The 21372-nt window shown below is 44.4% G+C and carries 22 protein-coding genes; 19 read left to right on the forward strand and 3 right to left on the reverse strand.

Annotated elements, in window-relative coordinates; genetic code table 11:
- Positions 1 to 13: 13 nt before the first annotated feature.
- From ACYH0O_RS05135 to ACYH0O_RS05210, 16 genes are all read left to right on the forward strand, one after another.
- Positions 14 to 964: a sugar kinase gene (locus ACYH0O_RS05135; protein ID WP_482632500.1), complete on the forward strand. Its 951-nt coding sequence runs from the start codon at positions 14 to 16 to the stop codon at positions 962 to 964.
- 45 nt (positions 965 to 1009) lie between these two features.
- A complete protein-coding gene (gene hxlB / locus ACYH0O_RS05140) occupies positions 1010 to 1555 on the forward strand; it encodes a 6-phospho-3-hexuloisomerase (protein ID WP_482631446.1) in 546 nt (181 codons plus the stop codon).
- 29 nt (positions 1556 to 1584) lie between these two features.
- Entirely contained in the window at positions 1585 to 2601 is a 1017-nt protein-coding gene (gene allD, locus ACYH0O_RS05145; protein WP_482631447.1) for an ureidoglycolate dehydrogenase, read from the forward strand.
- A 108-nt stretch (positions 2602 to 2709) separates the two neighbouring features.
- Entirely contained in the window at positions 2710 to 3702 is a 993-nt protein-coding gene (locus tag ACYH0O_RS05150) for a TRAP transporter substrate-binding protein (protein WP_482631448.1), read from the forward strand.
- Between the two features lie 56 nt (positions 3703 to 3758).
- Positions 3759 to 4235, forward strand: coding sequence for a TRAP transporter small permease (locus ACYH0O_RS05155; protein WP_482631449.1), 477 nt, complete (start codon positions 3759 to 3761; stop codon positions 4233 to 4235).
- Positions 4235 to 5509 carry a TRAP transporter large permease gene (locus tag ACYH0O_RS05160; RefSeq protein WP_426891808.1) on the forward strand — a complete coding sequence of 425 codons (1275 nt, stop codon included), beginning with the start codon at positions 4235 to 4237 and terminating at the stop codon, positions 5507 to 5509. The genes ACYH0O_RS05155 and ACYH0O_RS05160 overlap by 1 nt, the downstream gene beginning before the upstream one ends.
- Positions 5510 to 5539: 30 nt before the next feature.
- A complete protein-coding gene (locus tag ACYH0O_RS05165; protein WP_482631450.1) occupies positions 5540 to 6559 on the forward strand; it encodes a zinc-binding alcohol dehydrogenase family protein in 1020 nt (339 codons plus the stop codon).
- A gap of 36 nt (positions 6560 to 6595) precedes the next feature.
- Positions 6596 to 7255, forward strand: coding sequence for a bifunctional 4-hydroxy-2-oxoglutarate aldolase/2-dehydro-3-deoxy-phosphogluconate aldolase (locus tag ACYH0O_RS05170; RefSeq protein WP_482631451.1), 660 nt, complete (start codon positions 6596 to 6598; stop codon positions 7253 to 7255).
- Between the two features lie 18 nt (positions 7256 to 7273).
- On the forward strand, positions 7274 to 8344 hold the full coding sequence (uxuA, locus tag ACYH0O_RS05175) for a mannonate dehydratase (RefSeq protein WP_482631452.1): 1071 nt from the start codon (positions 7274 to 7276) through the stop codon (positions 8342 to 8344).
- Positions 8344 to 9192: an SDR family oxidoreductase gene (locus ACYH0O_RS05180; RefSeq protein ID WP_149154042.1), complete on the forward strand. Its 849-nt coding sequence runs from the start codon at positions 8344 to 8346 to the stop codon at positions 9190 to 9192. The genes uxuA and ACYH0O_RS05180 overlap by 1 nt, the downstream gene beginning before the upstream one ends.
- A 213-nt stretch (positions 9193 to 9405) precedes the next feature.
- Positions 9406 to 10074, forward strand: a complete 669-nt coding sequence (locus ACYH0O_RS05185) for a GntR family transcriptional regulator (protein ID WP_482631453.1) — start codon at positions 9406 to 9408, stop codon at positions 10072 to 10074.
- Positions 10075 to 10108: 34 nt separating this feature from the next.
- Entirely contained in the window at positions 10109 to 11131 is a 1023-nt protein-coding gene (locus ACYH0O_RS05190) for a TRAP transporter substrate-binding protein (protein WP_482631454.1), read from the forward strand.
- Positions 11132 to 11145: 14 nt separating this feature from the next.
- Entirely contained in the window at positions 11146 to 11658 is a 513-nt protein-coding gene (locus tag ACYH0O_RS05195; protein WP_482631455.1) for a TRAP transporter small permease, read from the forward strand.
- On the forward strand, positions 11643 to 12920 hold the full coding sequence (locus ACYH0O_RS05200) for a TRAP transporter large permease (protein WP_148967751.1): 1278 nt from the start codon (positions 11643 to 11645) through the stop codon (positions 12918 to 12920). The genes ACYH0O_RS05195 and ACYH0O_RS05200 overlap by 16 nt, the downstream gene beginning before the upstream one ends.
- A gap of 28 nt (positions 12921 to 12948) precedes the next feature.
- Entirely contained in the window at positions 12949 to 13956 is a 1008-nt protein-coding gene (locus ACYH0O_RS05205; RefSeq protein WP_482631456.1) for a proline racemase family protein, read from the forward strand.
- A 524-nt stretch (positions 13957 to 14480) separates the two neighbouring features.
- Complete coding sequence (locus ACYH0O_RS05210) at positions 14481 to 16097, forward strand: collagen-like domain-containing protein (protein ID WP_482631457.1); 1617 nt, start codon at positions 14481 to 14483, stop codon at positions 16095 to 16097.
- Between the two features lie 366 nt (positions 16098 to 16463).
- Here the strand turns inward: ACYH0O_RS05210 and ACYH0O_RS05215 are convergent, their stop codons facing one another.
- The 3 genes from ACYH0O_RS05215 to ACYH0O_RS05225 form a co-directional block, all read right to left on the reverse strand.
- Positions 16464 to 17561 carry a hypothetical protein gene (locus ACYH0O_RS05215; protein WP_482631458.1) on the reverse strand — a complete coding sequence of 366 codons (1098 nt, stop codon included), beginning with the start codon at positions 17559 to 17561 and terminating at the stop codon, positions 16464 to 16466.
- A 700-nt stretch (positions 17562 to 18261) separates the two neighbouring features.
- Positions 18262 to 18453: a hypothetical protein gene (locus ACYH0O_RS05220; RefSeq protein ID WP_482631459.1), complete on the reverse strand. Its 192-nt coding sequence runs from the start codon at positions 18451 to 18453 to the stop codon at positions 18262 to 18264.
- 118 nt (positions 18454 to 18571) lie between these two features.
- Positions 18572 to 19297: a MerR family transcriptional regulator gene (locus ACYH0O_RS05225; RefSeq protein WP_482631460.1), complete on the reverse strand. Its 726-nt coding sequence runs from the start codon at positions 19295 to 19297 to the stop codon at positions 18572 to 18574.
- Positions 19298 to 19386: 89 nt separating this feature from the next.
- Here ACYH0O_RS05225 and ACYH0O_RS05230 point away from each other — a divergent pair, with 89 nt between their 5' ends.
- The 3 genes from ACYH0O_RS05230 to ACYH0O_RS05240 all read left to right on the forward strand — a co-directional run bounded on the left by ACYH0O_RS05230 (position 19387) and on the right by ACYH0O_RS05240 (position 21361).
- A complete protein-coding gene (locus ACYH0O_RS05230; protein WP_482631461.1) occupies positions 19387 to 20091 on the forward strand; it encodes a CPBP family intramembrane glutamic endopeptidase in 705 nt (234 codons plus the stop codon).
- A gap of 41 nt (positions 20092 to 20132) precedes the next feature.
- A complete protein-coding gene (locus ACYH0O_RS05235) occupies positions 20133 to 20660 on the forward strand; it encodes a P-loop nucleotide/nucleoside kinase family protein (RefSeq protein WP_482631462.1) in 528 nt (175 codons plus the stop codon).
- Positions 20661 to 20785: 125 nt separating this feature from the next.
- Positions 20786 to 21361 (forward strand): LysE family translocator, encoded by a 576-nt coding sequence (locus ACYH0O_RS05240; protein ID WP_482631463.1) that lies wholly within the window; start codon positions 20786 to 20788, stop codon positions 21359 to 21361.
- Positions 21362 to 21372 lie beyond the last annotated feature (11 nt).

The following is a 21372-nucleotide window of genomic DNA, read 5'->3' on the forward strand; positions in this document are numbered from 1 at the left end:
TGGCACCATGACCATGAAAGATGTAATCACCATTGGAGATGCCATGATTACGATGAATCCGACATCAAAAGGACCTATGAGATTCGTTCATTCATTTGAACGGAATGTAGGGGGGGCGGAATTGAATGTCGCCATCGGATGTGCGCGGCTGGGGTTGGATACCGGCTGGATCAGCCGATTGGGGAATGATGAATTCGGCCGTTATATCCAGCATTTTGTGAGGGGGGAAGGAATCGATACTTCCCAGCTGAAGCTGGTAGAGGGATATCCGACTTCCGTCAATTTCAAAGAAGTGCTGGAGGATGGGGCGGGCCGGACGTTTTACTACCGGTTGAATTCTCCTACGCTGACCCTTACGCCTGATAGTTTGGAAGAATCCTATATTGCCAATGCGAGAGTCTTACATATAACGGGAGTATTTCCAGCGATCGATGAAAAAAATGTGGCGATCATCAAGCATGCGGTCACGCTCGCGAAACGGAATGGCATCCTCGTTTCCTTCGATCCAAATATCCGATTGAAATTGTGGAGCAGAGAGAGGGCGAAGGAAGTGCTATTAGACATCCTTCCATTCGTGGATATCCTGCTGACGGGAACGGATGAAGCCGAGCTCCTGTTTGATACAAAGGATGAGAAGGAAATCATCGAAAAGTCGAAATTGCTCGGAGTCTCCTATGTCGCCTTGAAAAAAGGTGAGGAAGGTTCAGTGGGCTACCACAATGGTGAAATCATTCAATCAGCTCCTGTCACAGCCAGGAAAGTAGTCGACACAGTGGGTGCGGGAGACGGCTTCGATGCTGGCTTTCTATATGGGGTCCTGCAGCAATGGCCATTAAAGAAGATACTGATGTTTGCAAACACAATCGGTTCCATGGTGGTCAGTGTTTCAGGTGATAATGAAGGGCTTCCTTATCTGGAAGATGTGCTGGTCCAGCTGGGGGAGAAAGAATTTATCGAACGCTGATTCACTGGATTCCCATGCCGGAGAGAAGAAAGGGGAACACACTCGATGATGAAGAGGATGATCGAAACGATTCTGGATGAGAATGCACTTGTGCTAGCGGGGGTCGACAAGAAAGAAACCGATGAGCTGCTCAAGAAGATCAAGGAAGCAACGCGCATCTTTTTGTATGGTGAAGGACGTTCCGGGTTGATTGGCAAAGCATTTGCGATGAGGTTGATGCACTGTGGATACAACGTATATGTTATTGGCGAGACGATCACGCCGAGCATCGACAAAGGTGATCTTTTTTTGGGAATCAGTGCATCGGGCACTTCCCCTTCGCTCATACATCATTTTTCGAAAGCGGAAGAAGTTGGTGCGGCTACCTTTGTAGTAACCGCTTCTACCGAACATGGACTGCTTTCGGATGGAACAGTTGTGATTCCGGCAGCGACGAAACGCCGGCGCAAGGAAGAACCTGAAACTATTCAGCCGCTTGGAAGCCAATTCGACCAAAGCGCACACCTGCTGCTGGATGCCATCATTCTTGTCCTTCTTGAAGGAAGGGATCATAACGACGAACTGTTGCAAAGACATGCGAATGTAGAGTAGTAATCCAAATTTAGGATGGTGGTGAGAACATGGGGGAAGTGAACCTATCACATGAAGAGCTGCGGGAATTGGCTGCCGCTAAACTTGTCGGGGCAGGACTGGATTCACAACATGCCGGGGTTGTTGCCGATGTCCTGGTTCATGCCGACCTCCGAGGCGTCAGTTCCCACGGGGTACTGAGAACCGAACACTATGTCAGAAGGCTGCATGAAGGGGGACTGAATAAGAACCCTTCGTTCTCGTTTGAACAGACCGGACCTTGTTCAGGAATTTTCAATGGGGATGACGGTCTAGGTCATGTCGTGGCAAAAAGCGCGATGGAAGAGGCAATCAAACTCGCGAAGCAAAGTGGGATCGGAATGATCACCGTCACAAACAGCAGCCATTGCGGGGCATTATCCTATTTTGTCCAGCAGGCAGCCGCAGAAGGGCTGATCGGTGTCGCGATGACGCATACCGATAAGATCGTTGTCCCGTTTGGAGGAGCGGAGCCCTTTCTGGGAACGAATCCGATCGCGTATGGATTCCCGGCAAAGAACCACAAGCCTATCATTTTGGATATGGCGACGAGCAATGTCGCTCTTGGAAAAATCCTTTACGCAAAGGAAGCAGGGAGGGACATCCCTGAAGGCTGGGGTGTGGATGAACAGGGAAGTGCCACGACGGACCCCAATAATGTAAGCGCATTAACCCCATTTGCAGGTCCAAAAGGATATGGACTCGGCATGGTGGTGGATATCTTCTCAGGATTATTAGCCGGTGCAGCCTTTGGTCCCCATATTTCAAAAATGTATGGCGACTACAACCAGCATCGGAAACTGGGGCACTATGTCTGCGCGATCAATCCTACCTTTTTTACCAATAAAGATGAATTCCTTGGCTCGATGGACGAGATGATCGATGAACTTCATGGGATCAAGCCCGCTGAAGGTTTCGAGCAGGTATTCGTACCAGGGGAACCGGAACAGATTAAGGAAGAGAAACATCTGAGAGAAGGGGTACTGATAACCGAAACCGTTTATCAGTATCTGCAATCAGGAGAGTGACGCTTTACCTTGAAAGGGGTGATTTAGGAGAGGGGTATTTTCTTCAGGAAGATCAAACTCTTTAACGCATGTTCAAGGCGAAAATGAAAAAACAAGGGGGAAATGAAAATGAAAAAATTCAAATGGGTTGCGATGATCACAGCGATCATGCTGCTTCTTTCAGCTTGTGGATCGGAATCATCTTCAGGCAGCGGAGGAGAAAAAATAAAATGGAAATTCGGACATCTGGCGGATGAGAATCATATCTGGCATAAAACAGCTTTGGAGTTCGCTGATTTAGTCAAAGAAAAGACGGATGGCCAAATTGAAATAACGATCTATCCTAGTAATCAGTTGGGCGGGGAAACCGATACGATCAACAGCATCAAAGCGGGAACGGCGGACCTGGTCATTTCAGGTGAAACGATGGCGAACTGGTCACCGAAAGCTGCCTTGATGGCGGTACCATACGCATTCAGAGATGCAGACCACCTTCAAAAAGTGGTAGAGGGAGACATCGGTAAGGAGATTGAAGAAGAGATCAAAGATAAAGTCGGTCTGACACCTCTTTATTACCATACACGTGCACCTCGTAATTTAACGTCCAAAGAACCGATCAGCACGCCTGACGATTTGAAAGGATTCAGCATGCGCGTTCCGAACGTCCCATTATTCCTTGATGCATGGAAAGCGGCAGGAGCGAAACCGCAGGTCATGGACTTCAATGAAGTATTCACCGGCTTACAGCAAAATGTGATCGATGGTCAGGAAAATCCTGTTGACCTTATCCACAGCGGCGGATTATATGAAGTGCAAGACTATGTGAATGAAACAGAGCATGTGTATTCATGGATTTATATCCTTGTAGGAAACAAGCAATTTGAAAAATTGAGCGATGAAAACAAGAAAGCGGTTCAAGAAGCGGCCAAGGAAGCTCAAGTATTCGGAAAAGACCTTTTTGATAAAGAAATCACAGAATATGAGAAGAAGCTGAAAGATGAAGGCATGAAATTCAATGAAGTCGATCAGGATGCTTTCCGTGAGGCGATGAAGCCGGCGATCAAAGAGAGCTTGACCGACGAACAGTACAAATTATATGAAGACATCCTGGAAGCGGAATAAACCATGTAAGGCATATGTGAAGCATATGCCTTCTTTATAGAAAGGAGTGGGGGAGAATGAAGGGGACAAACATCCTTACACGGACATTGGAAGCGGCGACGATCTTATCGTTTCTCGGTGTCATCGTAGTAGTGCTGATACAAATCCTTTCCCGGTATTTGCCATACACAGCCGTTTGGACAGAAGAACTCACGAGATTTCTGTTTATCTATGCAATTTCCTTCGGGGCGCCGCTTGCACTGAAGAATAAAGAATTCATCAGCGTGGATATCTTAACGGGGTTATTGCCTAAAAAAATTCAAGAAATATACGAAGCGTTCATTTATTTAGTCGTTGTCGTTCTTTCCTTTGTCATTGCCTATCATGGATATACGTTCATTTCTGTCGGAAAAGGGCAGACATCAGCGACAATGGCCGTGGATATGTCCGTCATACATGCAAGCATTACGATATCCTTTGTGTTCATCGCCATCTATGCATTCATGCATGTCATGAATGCATTCTTAAGTCCGAAAGAAAGGAGTGAAAGCTGATGTTAGCAGCCATTTTATTTATTTCATTTTTAATTCTTATCTTTATCAGTGTGCCCATCGCATTCAGCTTAGGGATCTCTTCCATCATTTATCTGCTTATCGCCGATATCCCTCTTTCCATCGTCCCTCAAAAAATGTTTGCAGGGCTGAATTCCTTCGTACTGCTGTGCATACCTGGATTCATTTTGGCAGGAAACTTGATGAATGCAGGCGGGATCACAGAGCGCATCATCGGCTTTACGAATAATTTCGTCGGTCATATCAGAGGAGGGCTGGGTCTTGCGAATGTCGGTTCTTCCATGGGGTTTGCTGGTATTTCGGGTACCGCCCTCGCAGATACGGCGAGTATAGGGGCCGTGATGATCCCGGCGATGAAAAAAGAGGGGTACGATGCGGACTTCTCAGCAGCCGTCACCTCGTCATCATCGACTGTGGGTCCGATCATTCCGCCGTCATTGCCGATGATCATTGTGGGAACTCTCGCGAGTGTATCGATCGGGGATCTGTTCTTGGCCGGTGCCGTTCCTGGTGTACTGCTGGGATTAAGTTTGATGCTCGTCACGTATGTCATTTCGGTGAAACGGAAATATCCGAAAGGTGAACGACAGCCGATCGGTGTGATCGCTAAATCGTTTACAGGTGCTTTCTGGGCATTATTAATGACCTTTGTTATTTTATTTGGGATTCTGGGAGGCTATTTTACGCCAACAGAAGCTTCCATCGTAGCCGTCGTCTATGCGTTAGTGGTCGGGATGTTCGTCTATAAGGAATTGAAATTGAAAGATCTTCCCAAGATCCTACTGGATTCCATGGTCAGCACAGCCTCCATCATGTTCCTGGTCGGCTTTGCCAATCTGTTCGGATGGATCTTGGTGAGTGAGCAGATTCCGGTTCTCGTTGCAGATGGGATCCTCGGTATTTCGGACAATCCGATTGTGGTCATTCTCTTAATCAACTTGTTGCTGCTGTTTGTCGGAACATTCATGGAAACCATCGCAGCGCTGGTCATATTATTCCCAGTCTTGTTACCTGTGGCATCGAGTGTCGGAATGGATCCGGTTCATTTCGGCGTGATGATGGTGCTGAATCTGGTCATTGGATTATCCACCCCGCCAGTCGGTGTGTGCTTATTCGTTGCCTCGAGTATCGGGAAGGTATCCATAGGGAAAACGTCAAAGGCATTGCTGCCCTTCTTGGGAGCGAGTCTCGTCGTGCTCTTACTGGTCGCCTTCATTCCTGAAATCACTCTATTCCTGCCTGGTTTATTCAAATAGATTACTGGAAAGAAAAGGAGTTGCTTATTCATGAAAGCCGTTCAAGTAACCGGACCACATCAGTTGAGCATTGTGGAAAGAGAGAAGCCTGTCATCACCCATGAACAAGATGTTTTAATCAAAGTGAAAATGGTCGGCATCTGCGGATCGGACATTCATATTTATCACGGTACCAACCCCCTTGCCACCTTACCGAGAGTCATCGGACATGAAGTCACAGGGATCGTGGAGGCTGTCGGGGGTAAAGTAGACACGCTTTCTGTCGGGGATAAGGTAGTCCTTGAACCGATCGAGTCCTGCGGTCAATGTTATGCGTGCCGGTCAGGCAGGGGAAATGTGTGCAGTAACCTGGAAGTTTACGGAGTCCACCGTGACGGAGGCATGCAGGAATACATGGTCATTCCGCAAAAGCTGGTTCATAAAGTGAAAGAAGAACTGGACTATAAAGAATCGGTCCTGGTCGAACCGTTTACCATCGGGGCACAGGCGAATTGGCGTGGTGATGTCAGGGATGGGGACACAGTCTTCATCATGGGCGCCGGACCGATCGGGCTATGCTGTCTTAAAGTCGCGAAAACAAAAGGCGCAACAGTGATCATCAGTGATTTAAATGAAAGTCGCCTCGCTTTTGCCAAAGAGTGGGGGGCGGATCATACGATTGATGCTTCCCGGGTCCATGTCATAGAAGAAGTCATGGAGCTGACGAAACAGGAGGGAGCAAACGTGGTCATCGATGCCGTCTGTATCCCGCAAACCTTTGAACAAGCCATCGAAGCAGCATCAGCAGCAGGACGGGTCGTGGTCCTCGGGTTCGCTGAAAGGCCATCCCAAATCACGCAGTTGCCGATCACGAAAAAGGAAGTGACGATCACCGGGTCAAGACTTCAGACGAATCAATTTCCGGTAGTCATCGAGATGTTCAATGACAGGACAATCGATACGAGGGGAATGGTGACGCAGGAATTCCCGGTAGACCGAATTGAAGAAGCGATCCGCCTAATCGAGACATCACCAGAAGACGTACGGAAGGTGGTCATTTCATTCGGGTGATGCAAAGACTCTAAAAGAAGGAAGGAAAGATGCGCTATGATCAAAAAAATCGACATACTGAATCGAATGATGGAGTCCGGAGTAGTGGCAGTGGTGCGTGCAGAAAATAAGAGAGACGCTGAACGGATATCGGATGCCTGCATTCAGGGCGGGATCAAGGCCATCGAAGTCACCTTCACAGTCCCGGGGGCTGAAGAGGTGATCCGCTCTCTGAAAAGCACGTTTAGAACAGAAGAACTCATCCTCGGGGCTGGAAGTGTCCTCGATAGCGAGACAGCAAGAATTGCCCTATTGGCGGGAGCAGAATATATTGTCAGTCCCTGCTTTGATAAAGAAACGGCAAAGCTGTGCAATCGGTATGGGATTCCGTACATGCCGGGCTGCATGACGATTACAGAAATGAAGACCGCTATGGAATATGGTGCCGATGTCGTGAAATTGTTCCCGGGGAATACGTTCGCTCCTTCCATCATTTCATCCATTAGGGGGCCGATTCCTCAAATCTCTGTGATGCCTACAGGAGGGGTCAACCTCCAAAATGCGGCAGAGTGGATCAAAAGCGGGGCGGTTGCCATAGGAATAGGAAGTGACTTGACCAAGCCTGCGTCCCTTGGAAACTATGATGAAGTGACAAAACTGGCAACACAATATTGTGAGATTGTGAGAGAAGCAAGAGCGGCAAAAATGTATACATAAGAAGAGGAGGTTCTATCGATGAAGATGACATTCAGATGGTATGGAGAAGGAAATGATAGTATTTCCCTCCAGCAAATCAAACAGATTCCTGGTGTGGAAGGGATCGTCTTGGCGCTCCATGATGTCCCTGCCGGGGAAGAGTGGCCCTTAGACAAAATAGAGGAAGTCAGGAAACAGGCTGAACAATTCGGTTTGAACATTGATGTTGTGGAAAGTGTAAACGTTCATGAAGATATAAAGCTTGGCTTGCCTTCCCGCGACCAATACATTGAAAACTATAAACGGACGATCGAGAAATTGGCCGCTGCCGGTGTAAAAGTAATCTGCTATAATTTCATGCCGGTATTTGACTGGACAAGAACCGAATTATTTAAGGAAATGGAAGATGGTTCAACGGCCCTATTCTTCGAAAAAGCAAAAGTGGAAGATATGGATCCATTCGAATTGGTCGATAAGATCTCCAGTAACTCAGCCTTCACTATGCCTGGATGGGAGCCTGAAAGATTGTCGAAACTGAAGGAATTATTTGAAGCCTATAAACAAGTCACAGAAGAAGACTTATTTCATCACCTCGAATATTTTCTAAAAGAAATCATACCGGTTGCCGAGGAAAACAATATCAAAATGGGAATCCACCCAGATGATCCACCTTTCTCCATATTTGGATTGCCAAGGATTATAACAAATAAGCAAAATATCAAGAGAGTCCTTTCCCTTGTGGACAGTCCTTCCAATGGAGTGACCCTATGCAGCGGATCCCTCGGTGCGAACCCTGATAATGATGTAGCGGAAATGGTAAGAGAGTTCTCCGATCGAATTCCATTTGCTCATATCCGTAATGTAAAGGTATATGAAAATGGAGATTTCATAGAGACTTCCCACAGATCGAAGGATGGGACTGTCGATATCCTTGAAATCATGACAGCCTACCATGAAAAAGGATTTACAGGATATGCAAGACCCGACCATGGCAGACATATTTGGGGAGAAGAGTGCAGACCTGGATATGGTCTTTATGATCGAGGGCTTGGCATCATGTACTTATGGGGAATATGGGATTCACTAGAACGTGCGGGGAGGAATGCATAATGCTACCTCAACATGAAAGCTTGAAAGGTAAAGTGGCAGCAGTTACGGGAGGCAGCGGGGTACTCTGCCGTTCGATGGCTCTTGAACTCGCCAGGCAGGGAGTGAAGGTCGCGATCCTTAATCGGACAGCAGAGAAAGGAGAAGCAGTGGCCAAGGAAATCAGAGAGTCAGGCGGTGAAGCCATAGCCATCTCTTGTAATGTACTTGATGCTGAAAATGTGAAGGAAGCGGAAAAGGTTATCATCGAAGAATTGGGCATTTGTGATATCTTAATCAATGGAGCAGGCGGTAATGACCCTCGTGGTACCACTTCTAATGAAACATTAAACGTGGAAGACTTGGACACAGAAGGAATCAAAACGTTCTTTGACCTTTCTCCAGAAGGATTTGGATTTGTCTTTGACCTTAATATCCTCGGTACGCTGATTCCGACCCAGGTATTCGCGAAAAATATGGTGAATCGGAAAGGTGCCGTCATTATTAACATGTCCTCCATGAGCTCACCGTCTCCCATGACGAAAGTACCCGCCTATAGCGCAGCGAAAGCAGCGATCGATAACTTTACCAAATGGCTCGCGGTTCACATGGCGGACTCTGGAATTCGCATCAACGCCATCGCTCCCGGCTTCTTTTTGACCGAGCAAAACAAGGCATTATTAACCCATGAAGACGGCAGTTTAACAGAGAGATCAACCAAGATCCTTTCTCAAACCCCCATGCGCAGATTCGGTACTCCCGAGGACTTACTGGGTACGTTACTATGGCTTGTAGATGAGGACACGGCAGGGTTTATAACAGGTATTACGGTTCCTGTTGATGGTGGATTTATGTCTTATTCGGGGGTTTAGTGGTGTTAGAAATCCATTCGTTACTAAAATATTTATGAACTTAAAAACAAGAGTGAACCGGAGTTTAATTCAATTCCGTTCACTCTTGTTTTTTATGTAATTGAGGAATTTTGATAAGGGATATATTTTTATCTGAATATTAAAAGTTATCTAAAAATAATATTGAACTGGGATACAGTATGTCATATAATGAAAGTGCAAAGGAGAGATAACATGAAAAAAATATCAAATACTCTTATAAGAGAAAACGCCTTCGCTGAATTAAGAAGAATGATTCTCTCTCAAGAAATTAAGCCGGGTGAAAAGCTGAATGAAAAGGAGGTAGCAGAACAATTAGGTGTTAGTAGAACCCCTGTCAGAGAAGCATTTCATAAATTAGAATTGGAAGGATTAGTGGAAATCTTCCCAAGACGTTATTGCTTGGTTAAAGGTGTGACTCACGGCTGTATTCGTGAAATTCACCTGATTAGGTCCCAGTTAGAGCCTATGGCTGCTTACCATGCTGTTGACCATTTGTCGGATGAGGATATTGATCAATTAAGTAGTTTAATAGAAAAAACAAAAGAACTTATGGTTGAAGGCAATGCTCAAAAAATCATGGAACTGAATGATCAATTTCACAGGACCATCAATGAAGCATCGAACCTTTCTAGAATCGTATCAATATTGAATAACATGCAAGATTACATTGTATCTTTCAGATATTCTTTCATTTCAAGACCGGAACTCGCACAAAGGTCAATAGACGAACACGAAGAAATATTGTTTGCATTGAGAAAGAGAGATAAAGAATTGGTGAAAAAGTTAGTAACGCAACATTTAGAGGGCATCTCGGAATATGAAGATGTGATCTTGGAAGATTTAAAACCGGTCCCTAATTAATCAAGTGAAATTCACGAAAAAGGAGTGTGTTTCTATGATAAGAAAAAAATTGGAGTTAAGATGGATGGTTTCTATTCTGTTCACAATGGCTATTTTGTTGTCGGCATGCAGCAATGAAGCTGGAAAAGCGGGAGAAGATAAGCCAATTACTTTAAGCTTTGCTTATGAATTACCAGAGGACCACCCTTGGGGACATGGTGCTACGAAATTCAAAGAGATAGTAGAGGAAAGAACGAATGGGGAAGTGAAAGTAGAGGTTCATGGAAATGGGTCTCTTGCAGCATCCGGTAGAGAGATACAAGAAGGTGTGAAAATTGGAACAATCGATATAGGTATTTCATCTACACCGCTATCTCAAATGAATCCATATCTGGATTTGTTCTCATTGCCCTACATTTTCGGTAGTCGTGAACAAGCATGGGAAGTATTAGATGGACCTGTTGGAGATGAGGTAGGGAAAAAGTTAAGCGAGCACAATTTAACCTTCTTAGCTTATTGGGAAGATGGGTTTAGACAGATAACCAATAATGTCCGACCAATATCAGAAATTGATGATTTCAAAGGATTGAAGATTAGGGTACCTGAAAGCGATGTCAGACTTGAAACATTTAAAGCTTTAGGGTCGAGCCCTTTACCGATGGCATGGTCTGAAGTATTTACAGCTTTACAACAAGGATCCATCGATGGTCAAGAAAATCCTTTATCCGTTGTGAACAGCTCCTCTTTCTATGACGTTCAGAAATATTTAACGATTTCTAATCACGTTTATTCCCCGGCGACACTATTTATCAATTCTTCTAAATGGGATTCACTAACAAAAGATCAACAGGACATCATACTCGAAGCTGCTGGTGAAGGAAGAGATTTGAATCGTAAAATGAACCAAGAACAAGACGAGGAAATGGTAAAAGGGTTAGAAGAGAAAGGGATGGAAGTAACAGTGATTGAAGACGTCAAACCATTCCAGGAAGCTACCAAACCAGTATGGGATCAAGTATCAAAAGAGATTGGCGGAAATTCAAAAGAACTAATAGATGATATTACTAAGACACAGTAAAGGGTTGGTGTTACATGAAGAAAGTACGCCACTATATACATCTTTCTGTTAAAAGCATAAACATTCTGGTCATGTTTTTCATGTTTTTAATCTTGCTAATACAGGTCTTAACGAGAAAGTTTTTTAATTATCCTTTATCCTGGCCGGAAGAATTATCATTGATCACAATGATTTGGATTACTTTTTTTGGAGCGTATCAATGCACAATTGAGGGAAATCACTTGAAAATGGATTTCCTGGAAAGTAAAATCCCTGAAAAAATCAAGCCTTATCTTTTGATCATTTCTAAAGGATTCGTCATCTGGTTTTTATTCATCACTTGTTACTGGGGATGGACCTTTATTCAAAAGGCTGGAAATATAAAAATGCCGGTATCCGGTCTTCCTATGGGTCTTCCGTATTGTATTATTTGGATTAGTTTTCTTCTAATGTTATGTGAGTTTGTGATTCAAATAATCTTCCATATTAAAGAAATATCAAACCCGAAAAGCGATAAAGAGGAGGGTGAAGAATGCTCCCACTCTTAATGTTACTATTAATTCTCCTTTTTCTTGCTATAGGGGTTCCAATTGCATTCACACTTGGTCTAACAGCTGTAATCTTCATTATGTACTACTCGGACATCACGTTAGAACTGATTATTCAACAACTTTATTTAGGTACAAATAGCTTTCCGCTTTTGGCCATTCCCTTATTTATGTTGGCCGGGGCATTAATGAATCACGGTGGAATATCGGTGAGGTTGATTAATTTTGCTCTCGCCATTATTGGAATGGTAAGAGGCGGTTTAGGAATGGTCAATGTTGTGGCGTCGGTCTTCTTCGGTGCGATAACCGGAACTGCAGCTGGAGCGAGTGCCGCAGTAGGACAAATCATGATCCCAGCCATGAAAGAAAAGGGGTATTCACCAAGTTTCGCCGCAGCGGTAACCTCTGCAGGATCATCACTTGGCATTATCATTCCTCCTAGTGTACCAATGATTCTGTACGGCTCTATCTCTGGATTATCCGTTGCGAGCTTGTTTTTAACAGGCGTTCCTATTGGCATTGCGATTGCGATAGGTTACATGATTGTCGTCTATATCATATCTACTAAGAAGAAGTATGATTTTAAAGAAAATCCGTTTTCCTGGAACCTGGTATTTAAAACCTTTATCAGTGCCCTACCTGCATTACTCGTCCCAGTGGCCATAATGGGTGGCATCTTAACGGGATTCGCAACCCCCACTGAGTCGGCTGCTATTGCTGTACTATGTGGAATCATTGCAGGATTAATTTATAAACAATTAACATGGTCAAGCTTTATTAAAGCTTTAAATGAAAGTGTCGTCAATACGGCACTGGTGATGCTGATAGTAGCGACAGCCAAGATACTCGGATTTTCATTTTCATCTCTTGGAATCGGGCGAATGATGCTGGAACCGATTATGGGCTTCACAGATAACACGATCATGTTGATGTTAATTGCCAGTCTGATTCTATTCATTGGTGGATTCATATTTGATGGAACCGTCATGGTCCTTGTCATTGTGCCCCTGTTCTTACCTTTGGTTCAAGCCACATCCATTGATCCTATGCAATTTGCTATGGTGGTTATCATCGTTTGGGCAATCGGACAGCAAACACCCCCTGTTGCCAGCGGGCTTTACATAACAACCGCAATAGCAAAGGTCAGTATGCTTCAGGTAAGCAGGTACAATGTCTGGTTTATACTCGTTCTATTTATAGCCTTAATCGGAATGATTTTCTTCCCGGATGTAATGTTATATATTCCAAGATTAATGATTTAATCATTTCTAATAAAAAGGAGAATGCTAAATGAATTTTACAAATGTCGTTCAAGTGATTGATACCCACACATACGGAGAACCTACAAGGGTCATTAATGGGGGATTATTAAAGTTAAAAGGGAATACAGTGGCAGAGCAACGGGATTATATGGTTGAGCACTACCAATGGTTCAGAAACTCACTGATTCAAGAGCCAAGGGGTCACCGTGATATGTTCGGGGCAGTATTACTGCCTCCATTACAAGAAGGAGTGGACTTTGGCGTTATTTACATGGATAACGCGAACTTCTTGAATATGTGTGGTCATGCAACAATCGGAGTGGCAACGGCAATTGTGGAAACGGGACTAGTAGAAGTGAAAGGTGATGAGACAGAACTTGTTCTTGAAACCCCTGCTGGTCTGGTTTATCCGCGTGTGAAGGTTGAGAACAATCGAGTCACTTCTGTAACATTTAAAAATGTTCCCGGGTTCCTTGAAAAGCAGGATGTTGTCATAAACGCAGGAGAACTTGGTGAGATCAAAGTAGATATCAGTTTCGGAGGCAACTATTTTGCCTGGGTAGACATTGACCAATTAGGAGAGACAATTCATGTGTCCAATGGATCGAAATTAAAAGCAATGGCAAAAATCATTAAGGAAGAAGTAAATAAAGTGGTAAAAGTCCAACATCCAACGAAACCATATATCAATCATATCGATATTGTAACGTTCTTTGGAAAACCTACCATTCCAGAAGCAACCTATAAAAATGTTCACGTCTTTAGTGAAAATCAAGCTGACCGTTCACCAGGTGGCACTGGGACAACAGCAATGGTTTCAAGAATGATTGGAAGAGGCGAACTGGAAGTGGGGCAGGAAATTGTATGTGAAGGGTTTGTTGGCGGAAAGTTCTACGGAAAAGCGATTGAAAAAGTCGCTCTCGGAAAAAAAGAAGCGTATTTAACGGAAGTGAAGGGATCAGCCTTCATCACAGGGTTTAATAATATCTTAATTGATTCTAATGATCCGTTTAAGCATGGGTTTATGGTGGATTGAGTAAATAAAATGTGTATTCAGTTGTACTGATGTTTCAATAAGGAAAGCCGGTAATCATGGCGATTACCGGCTTTCCTTATTGTTTGAACATTGGCAAGGAAGGTTCCTATGCTTCCAAAGCAAGAGAGCACCCCTATACTTTGTTCGCATTACTGGTAGTTGATAATGGCAGGGCTCGGGTCCATTTTCAACACATTCTCGGGCTTCATGACTGGCTCATCTTTATCAAAAAAGATTTTGAATGCCCCATTCTGTCTCGTTTCGATTCATTACGTAAGTACTTCCGGTACGGGCCATGCTTGTCCACAGATGCTCCACATCCGTCAAAGTTTATTTTATTTGTAAGGACGGCACCGGGGAATTGGTGGACGAGGATTATCCGGGAGGTTGTTCTTTTCTGTAAGCTCCGATACATACTCGACTGCTTTCTGGCTTTCCAATTGTGTTTCTTTGATTGTCCAATCGAATTGGAATTTTTGTAAATATAATAATATAGATGTCGTATTTAAAAGGATGTGAAGCGCATGAGAGAGTTTTCGAATAATCGTTTTTTAAAACTAAGAAAAAAGAAATCATATTTTAATCCTGTCCCCATTGAAGTGGATCATTTGTTTGCTCCTGCTTCTTGTCAAAATTTATATCCATTTAAAACATTCAATTGTGAGGGACCACCAGGGCCAAGAGGTCCACGCGGATTTCGTGGCCCAGCCGGTCCTCAGGGAGATCCCGGTCCAGCGGGCCCACAAGGGGAACAGGGGATCCAGGGAGAACCAGGTCCGGCCGGCCCCCAGGGAGAGCAGGGTCTCCAAGGTCCACAAGGGGAAATCGGTCCAGCCGGTCCGCAGGGAGATCCTGGTCCAGCGGGCCCACAAGGGGAACAGGGGATCCAAGGAGAAACAGGTCCCACCGGCCCCCAGGGAGAGCAGGGTCTCCAAGGTCCGCAGGGTGAAATCGGTCCAGCCGGTCCTCAGGGAGATCCCGGTCCAGCGGGCCCACAAGGGGAACAGGGGATCCAGAGAGAACCAGGTCCGGCCGGCCCCCAGGGAGAGCAGGGTCTCCAAGGTCCGCAGGGTGAAATCGGTCCAGCCGGTCCTCAGGGAGATCCCGGTCCAGCGGGCCCACAAGGGGAACAGGGGATCCAGGGAGAACCAGGTCCGACCGGCCCCCAGGGAGAGCAGGGTCTCCAAGGTCCACAAGGGGAAATCGGTCCAGCCGGTCCGCAGGGAGATCCTGGTCCAGCGGGCCCACAAGGGGAACAGGGGATACAAGGAGAAACAGGTCCCACCGGCCCCCAGGGAGAGCAGGGTCTCCAAGGTGAAATCGGTCCAGCTGGTCCTCAGGGAGATCCCGGTCCAGCGGGCCCACAAGGGGAACAGGGGATCCAGGGAGAACCAGGTCCGACCGGCCCTCAGGGAGAGCAGGGTCTCCAAGGTCCGCAAGGTGAAATCGGTCCAGCTGGTCCTCAGGGAGATCCCGGTCCTGCGGGTCCTCAAGGGGAACAGGGGATCCAGGGAGAACCAGGTCCGACCGGCCCTCAGGGAGAGCAGGGTCTCCAAGGTCCGCAAGGTGAAATCGGTCCAGCTGGTCCTCAGGGAGATCCCGGTCCAGCGGGCCCACAAGGGGAACAGGGGATCCAGGGAGAACCAGGCCCTGCATTTGCCCAAGAAGGGTTTTCTGCAACGTCCAGTGCTCTGGGGGTATCTTCCACCCAACAAATTTCACAATGGTCAGTCAACTCTCCCTACTACAGCAATGTTAACTTCGACGCACCACAGGGGATTTATACGGTCCCTTCAGCTGGAAGGTATGCCATATATGCCACGCTCAATTATCAAACAACCGCAGCACTCTCAATCAGCCTGGGCTCGAACGTCAATCCTGCTTTTATCATCCGGAGGATCAATGATAATACAGATTTGGTCTCAGGATTATTCCCGATCTTAAATGTCAATGTCGTTCTTGTTTTGACATTACGGGCAGTACTGGGAAGTGGAACGGTTACATTGGCAGGAGATGTGGAATTAAATGCAGGGGACGAAATAGGTTTGTTTTATGAGGCGAATGGATTGAACATTTCTTTGAACATAGGGGGAGGAACAGGAGGAATGGTCTGGTCGGTTCATAAAATAGCTGAGCCCTAAAATTCATGAAATAAAGCTTATAATCTTGTAGTCTTCCAGGCATTTTTCAGGGTAGAGCGGGATAGTTCCCACGTTACTTTATGCATAAATATAGAGAGCGAATTTTGGGACATGCTCCCCGCCCAGTAATACTTTAACGTGCTGGGATCATATCCAGATTTCGAGCCAGTAGGACCTATCCCGGTGGTTCCATGTACATCACCAACTTTGATTTGATTATCTTTATCATAAATTTTTGTATGGAAGTATGGTGGGGATCAGGGGCACGACATTCCATAACCTATCTCAGGGATTACATTGTATGGGAGTACACGGCGGATCTCATGCTTCCAAAGCAAGAGAACCGCCCCTGTGCACTGCTTCCCACTATTGATAGTTGATGATCGCAGGGCTCGGATCCATTTTCAACACATCCTCGGGATTCATCACTGGCTCATCTTTATCATAAAAGATCTTGAATGCCCCATACTGATTCGGTTCATCACGTATGTACTTCCCGTACAGGGCCTGCTTGTCCGCGGATGTTCCCCAGCCGTCAAAGTTTATGGCGACTTCGACGTTGTCTGTCGGTTGGATCGAATCTTTATTCGTCAGTACGGCACCGGTGAACTGGTGTACGAGGACGAATTTATCCGGAAGGTCATTCTTTTCTGTGAGCTCTGAGACATACTCGACAGCCTTCTGGATTTCCTTACCATCCACTTGTCCGAGATCCTCTCCGGGTTTCTCCCCCTCAGCTACGTGGAATTCCGTATCGATAGCCAGGTGAACATGAGGATGTTTAAGCCACTTCTTGACCATTTCCACCTGCTCCATGACCGTGTCCGTTCCGAGCTGAATATCGAGCAGTACCAGTGCATCATGCTTTTCTGCAAGCTCCACATACTTTTCAATATTTTCCTCTGACGTCATGCGCACATAGTCGCCATCAGGACCTGGCTCACTCTGGGCCATTGTCGTGATCAACTCGATCGTCGGGACCGCCGGCCGGTCGGGATCAGCGTCGGAGTAAGCCTGCGTCTGTTCCTTCAGCTTCTTCATGTACTCCTCAGGCTCCAACTCTCCCAGAATCCCCATATTTTCAGAATCTGGCGTTCCGTAATAGGCGACTAACCGATAATCCTTCAATGGTCCGTCGGATATGTCTTTTACTCCGTCGGCAAGCGTCTCACCCGCAGGAACCGTACGCTCGGGATTTCCGCCCAGCGCGGCCTGCATTTCAGGGATTTCCTGTTGTTCCTTTTCTGATAGGCTTTTATCCAAGGAAACAGCATCTTGAGACGGTTCCAACGGTTTGAAGGGTTGTTCGTCTTTTTCTGATTCTTCGTTATCCGTTTTTTCCTTTTTGGATTCGTTTTGATTGGAAGACGGTGCTTTCTCCTTACTCTCCTCTGTGGTCGAAGGATCAGCACAACCTCCCAAAATAAGTAAGCCAGCTGCAAGTAGCATCCATAATTTTTTCATTGCCTCACACATCCTTTTATATAGAAGAATATGGAGGACTTTAACACATTTTCCTGTAGATGAAACCTATGTAAAGAAATTGATAGAAATTCTTAATGAGACAGGTCGCTTGTCCTTGAAGAATAACTTCCATATTTATAAAAAAGAAAAATAAGAATTTGTCTTGAGTATGATTCTTCAATTTGAAATAATTGGTACTAAGATAAGTTAGTCATATGAAAATTGAGCAAATAGAATCCAAACAAAACTAATAAGCTATTAATAAACCGATTTGATCTGGAAATCTATTTCTTGGTATTTTCTTTCATTCTTTAATGGAAAGGGTTGCTGGTTTTGTAGCTGCAACAAAGGGGGAATTCTAATTAAAAAGCTTTGGATTTTATTTATTATTAGTTTACCGATATTTGTTGTCTCATATGTTTATTCGTTTTTTATTTCAAGTAAAATCGCATATTTACCACATTCAGAATGTAAGCCTGAATTCATTTTCACACCACAAGATGTTCAATATTGCAGTGATATTTATGCAATTGATGTCTTTTTAATAGCCTTACAGACAAACCCGATTTCATATATATGTTTATTATCAGGGATTTACATCTTCAGCTTTTTTGCAAATATCATTTTTACAAACTTAAAGAACAGGATATAAGAGAGTCTCCTTGCTTATGAGGGAAGAAAGGGGGAGGTATTATCTAATTTACCAAATTCTATTAAACGACCAAACTATAAGAATGATACTCGTTACTCCCCAAGCTGTCGTTCCCGCGATCAACCAAATGATCGATTGGATAGTTGATTTATTCTTACCTTCCAGCTTTCTTTTAATAAAAGCGAGTACTGCAAATCCGATTATGAAGAAACTAACACTCATCCAAAGAAATAAGTCCAATCTCGATTCTCCTTTTTTCTTGAATTATTATCCAACAGCATAAGCAAAGAACTGCTTGCACAATTGCAAAACAATAGTATTGTAGAAGTTATTTTATCGGGGACTGATCTCAATGACCTTAACTCATTGCATACTCCATACAACGTTCCGCAAACTCCAATACATCATCCGAAATCGGGTATAGGCCGGTATCCTCTACAGGCTGTTTTCGTACTTCCCAGAATTTATCCATCAACTCTTTATCTCCTTGGAACATATCATTTGATAGTTCCAGTAACCTGGTCCCGGTTTGAAAGCCTTCTTCTGAATCCGCCTTGACATTGTGTTTGATGCACAATTCCATTCGCCGGATTAATGAAATATATTGCTGGGTTGTTTCGTCGTTGTTACTAAGGTTTGGAACGGACTTTTGTAAGAGGACCTGTTCATTTTCTTGGAAATAATCCATCCACTTCTTTGAGCTGTGTGGTGAACGGCGGACCAGTTCGGAGACGCGTTCCCAGGGTAAAGATTCTTCCAGATCCATCATATGAATTAATGAAGTCGTATTGGAGATGCTTGTTTGAAGTGTCGAGAGTTGTTCTTGCAGGTAATTGTAGTGTGAGACTAGAACTTGTTTGAAAGATAGTTTATCTAATATATTGCGAATATCCTCCAAGGGGAGTGAAAGAGATTTTAGGATGATGATTTTCTCTAATGTAAATAAGTCATCTTCTGAATAATAACGTTTTCCGCTTGCATCCTTGAAACTTGGTGTAAGGAGATCAATCTGATCGTAATAGCGAAGTGTGCGAATCGATATATTCCGCTCTTTGGCTACCTCCCCGGTGGTCCATCTTTTCATTCCATTCCCTCCCGAAAAAAATGCTTGCAGGTGACGTAACGTCACCTCCTATGGTTGGATTATACCATATATAGGAAGAGGGAAGATGAATGGAAAAGAGTCAAATGAACTGGAGAGGACAGGACCCGTGGGGTTGGAAAGAATTCGTATTATTGATGTTACTTGAATTTGGTTTGGTGATCGGATGTATTAAATTCGTGGTTAAGCCCCTATGTTCTGGGTGGCTTGACAATGAACTGTATGCCGGAACGTTAATGGGGCTAACCATAGCCATTATTCTCCTTTTAGGTGTTTATCTGATTGCACTACGTCCAAAACAGCTTTCCTGGAGCGAAGTAGGGGTCAAACCATACAATGTGAAAGATTGGAAAATCATAATCATCTATTCTGTCATCTTACTAGTTGGTGCCGTAATCATCGTCGTTTTGACCAGTTTCATAGGCAATTCGTGGGAGAACAGCAAAACAGAGGCCATGAAGCAAAATGCAACGTTCTTTACGATACTGATCGCCTTTATCTCTGCTGCAATCATCTCACCGGTATACGAAGAGATTTTTTATCGGGGTTTCTTATATCGCTGGTTGCGTACACGCATAGGATTGACTGGAGCTCTCGTACTTAGCTCGCTCATCTTTACCATTATCCACATCCCGACATACAACGTCATGCCGGTAAATTTCTTTAGCGGGATCCTTTTTGCTCTAGCGTATGAACGTACCAATTCCATCTGGCCATCGGTTTTGATCCACGGTTTGACGAATGGGATAATGGTTTTGCTGGCAAGTTTGGGGTAACTACAAAGAAACGCCAACTTATATAAAGGGAGAGTGCCCACATGTTCAACGATTTTAATTTTGAAACGATTTATCGTGAACGGAGTGTTTCTACACCACTAGTCGTCATGATGTGTGGTGTGGCCGGTTCCGGGAAAACGACATTCTCACAACAATTAGAAAAAAACGGCTTTGTGCGTCTTTCCATTGATGAAGAAATATGGGCGACTCATGGTCGTTACGGGATTGATTTCCCTATGGAAAAGATGGAGGAATACAAGAAAGAGGCAGAAAGTAAATTGCGCAATGTCTTATTGAAGCTCATTCACGATAAACAACAGGTGGTCATTGACTTCAGTTTTTGGGACCGTGCAAGAAGGGAGCAATATAAACAACTCATCGAAAAGTCCGGTGGCAAATGGAAGCTGATTTATATAAACGTTTCTCCTGATGATTTGCGTGAACGGCTTAAAATAAGGAACAAGCGGTTTGATGCCAATGCGTTCCCGATTACAGAAGAATTGTTAGCTTCCTATCTTAAGGGTTTTGAAATTCCTGATGGTGAGGGGGAAATGGTTGTTGAAAATTAGACTTTGCTGATACAGCAGACAGTGTTCAACGAAAGTAAGGAAATGGGATCCTGCAATAATATACTATAAGAAAGCTCAAAGACAGATGTATGATTACATGAGATCACTTGGAAAGGGGTTTCTCTATGAATTTTACATCTTTTTTAATTTACTGCATTATTATTACTTTTACTCCCGGCCCCACAAATATTGTTATATTATCCACCGCACATAATTTAGGGACGAAAAAGGCCATGCAATTTACGTATGGTGCTACGATTGCTTTCGGACTGCTGCTGGTTATTTCAGCTATATTGAATACTGTCCTTCTGACGATTCTCCCTAAAATCCTCATTGTGATGAAGATAGTTGGAAGTTGTTATATGTTCTATTTGGCTTATCAAATATACAAGATGGACACATCGAAGCCTACTGTACATCAATCGGGTACTTTTATGTCCGGCTTCCTTATGCAATTTTTAAATCCAAAGGTAGTACTGTTTACCATGACCGTCATTCCGAGTTTCATTTTGCCATTCTATATCTCAAAACCTGCGGTGACAGCAGGGGTTATCGTGATAACGGTTATTGGATTTATGGCCTTTACGACTTGGGTGCTCTTCGGTACCATTTTCAAAAAATTCTTACTGAGGTACAATAAGGCTGCTAATGTAATCATGGCGTTATTTTTAGCCTATTCTGCCTTCATGCTATGGATATAGGCGAGTGAAGA

Source organism: Rossellomorea sp. H136, assembly GCF_056838065.1.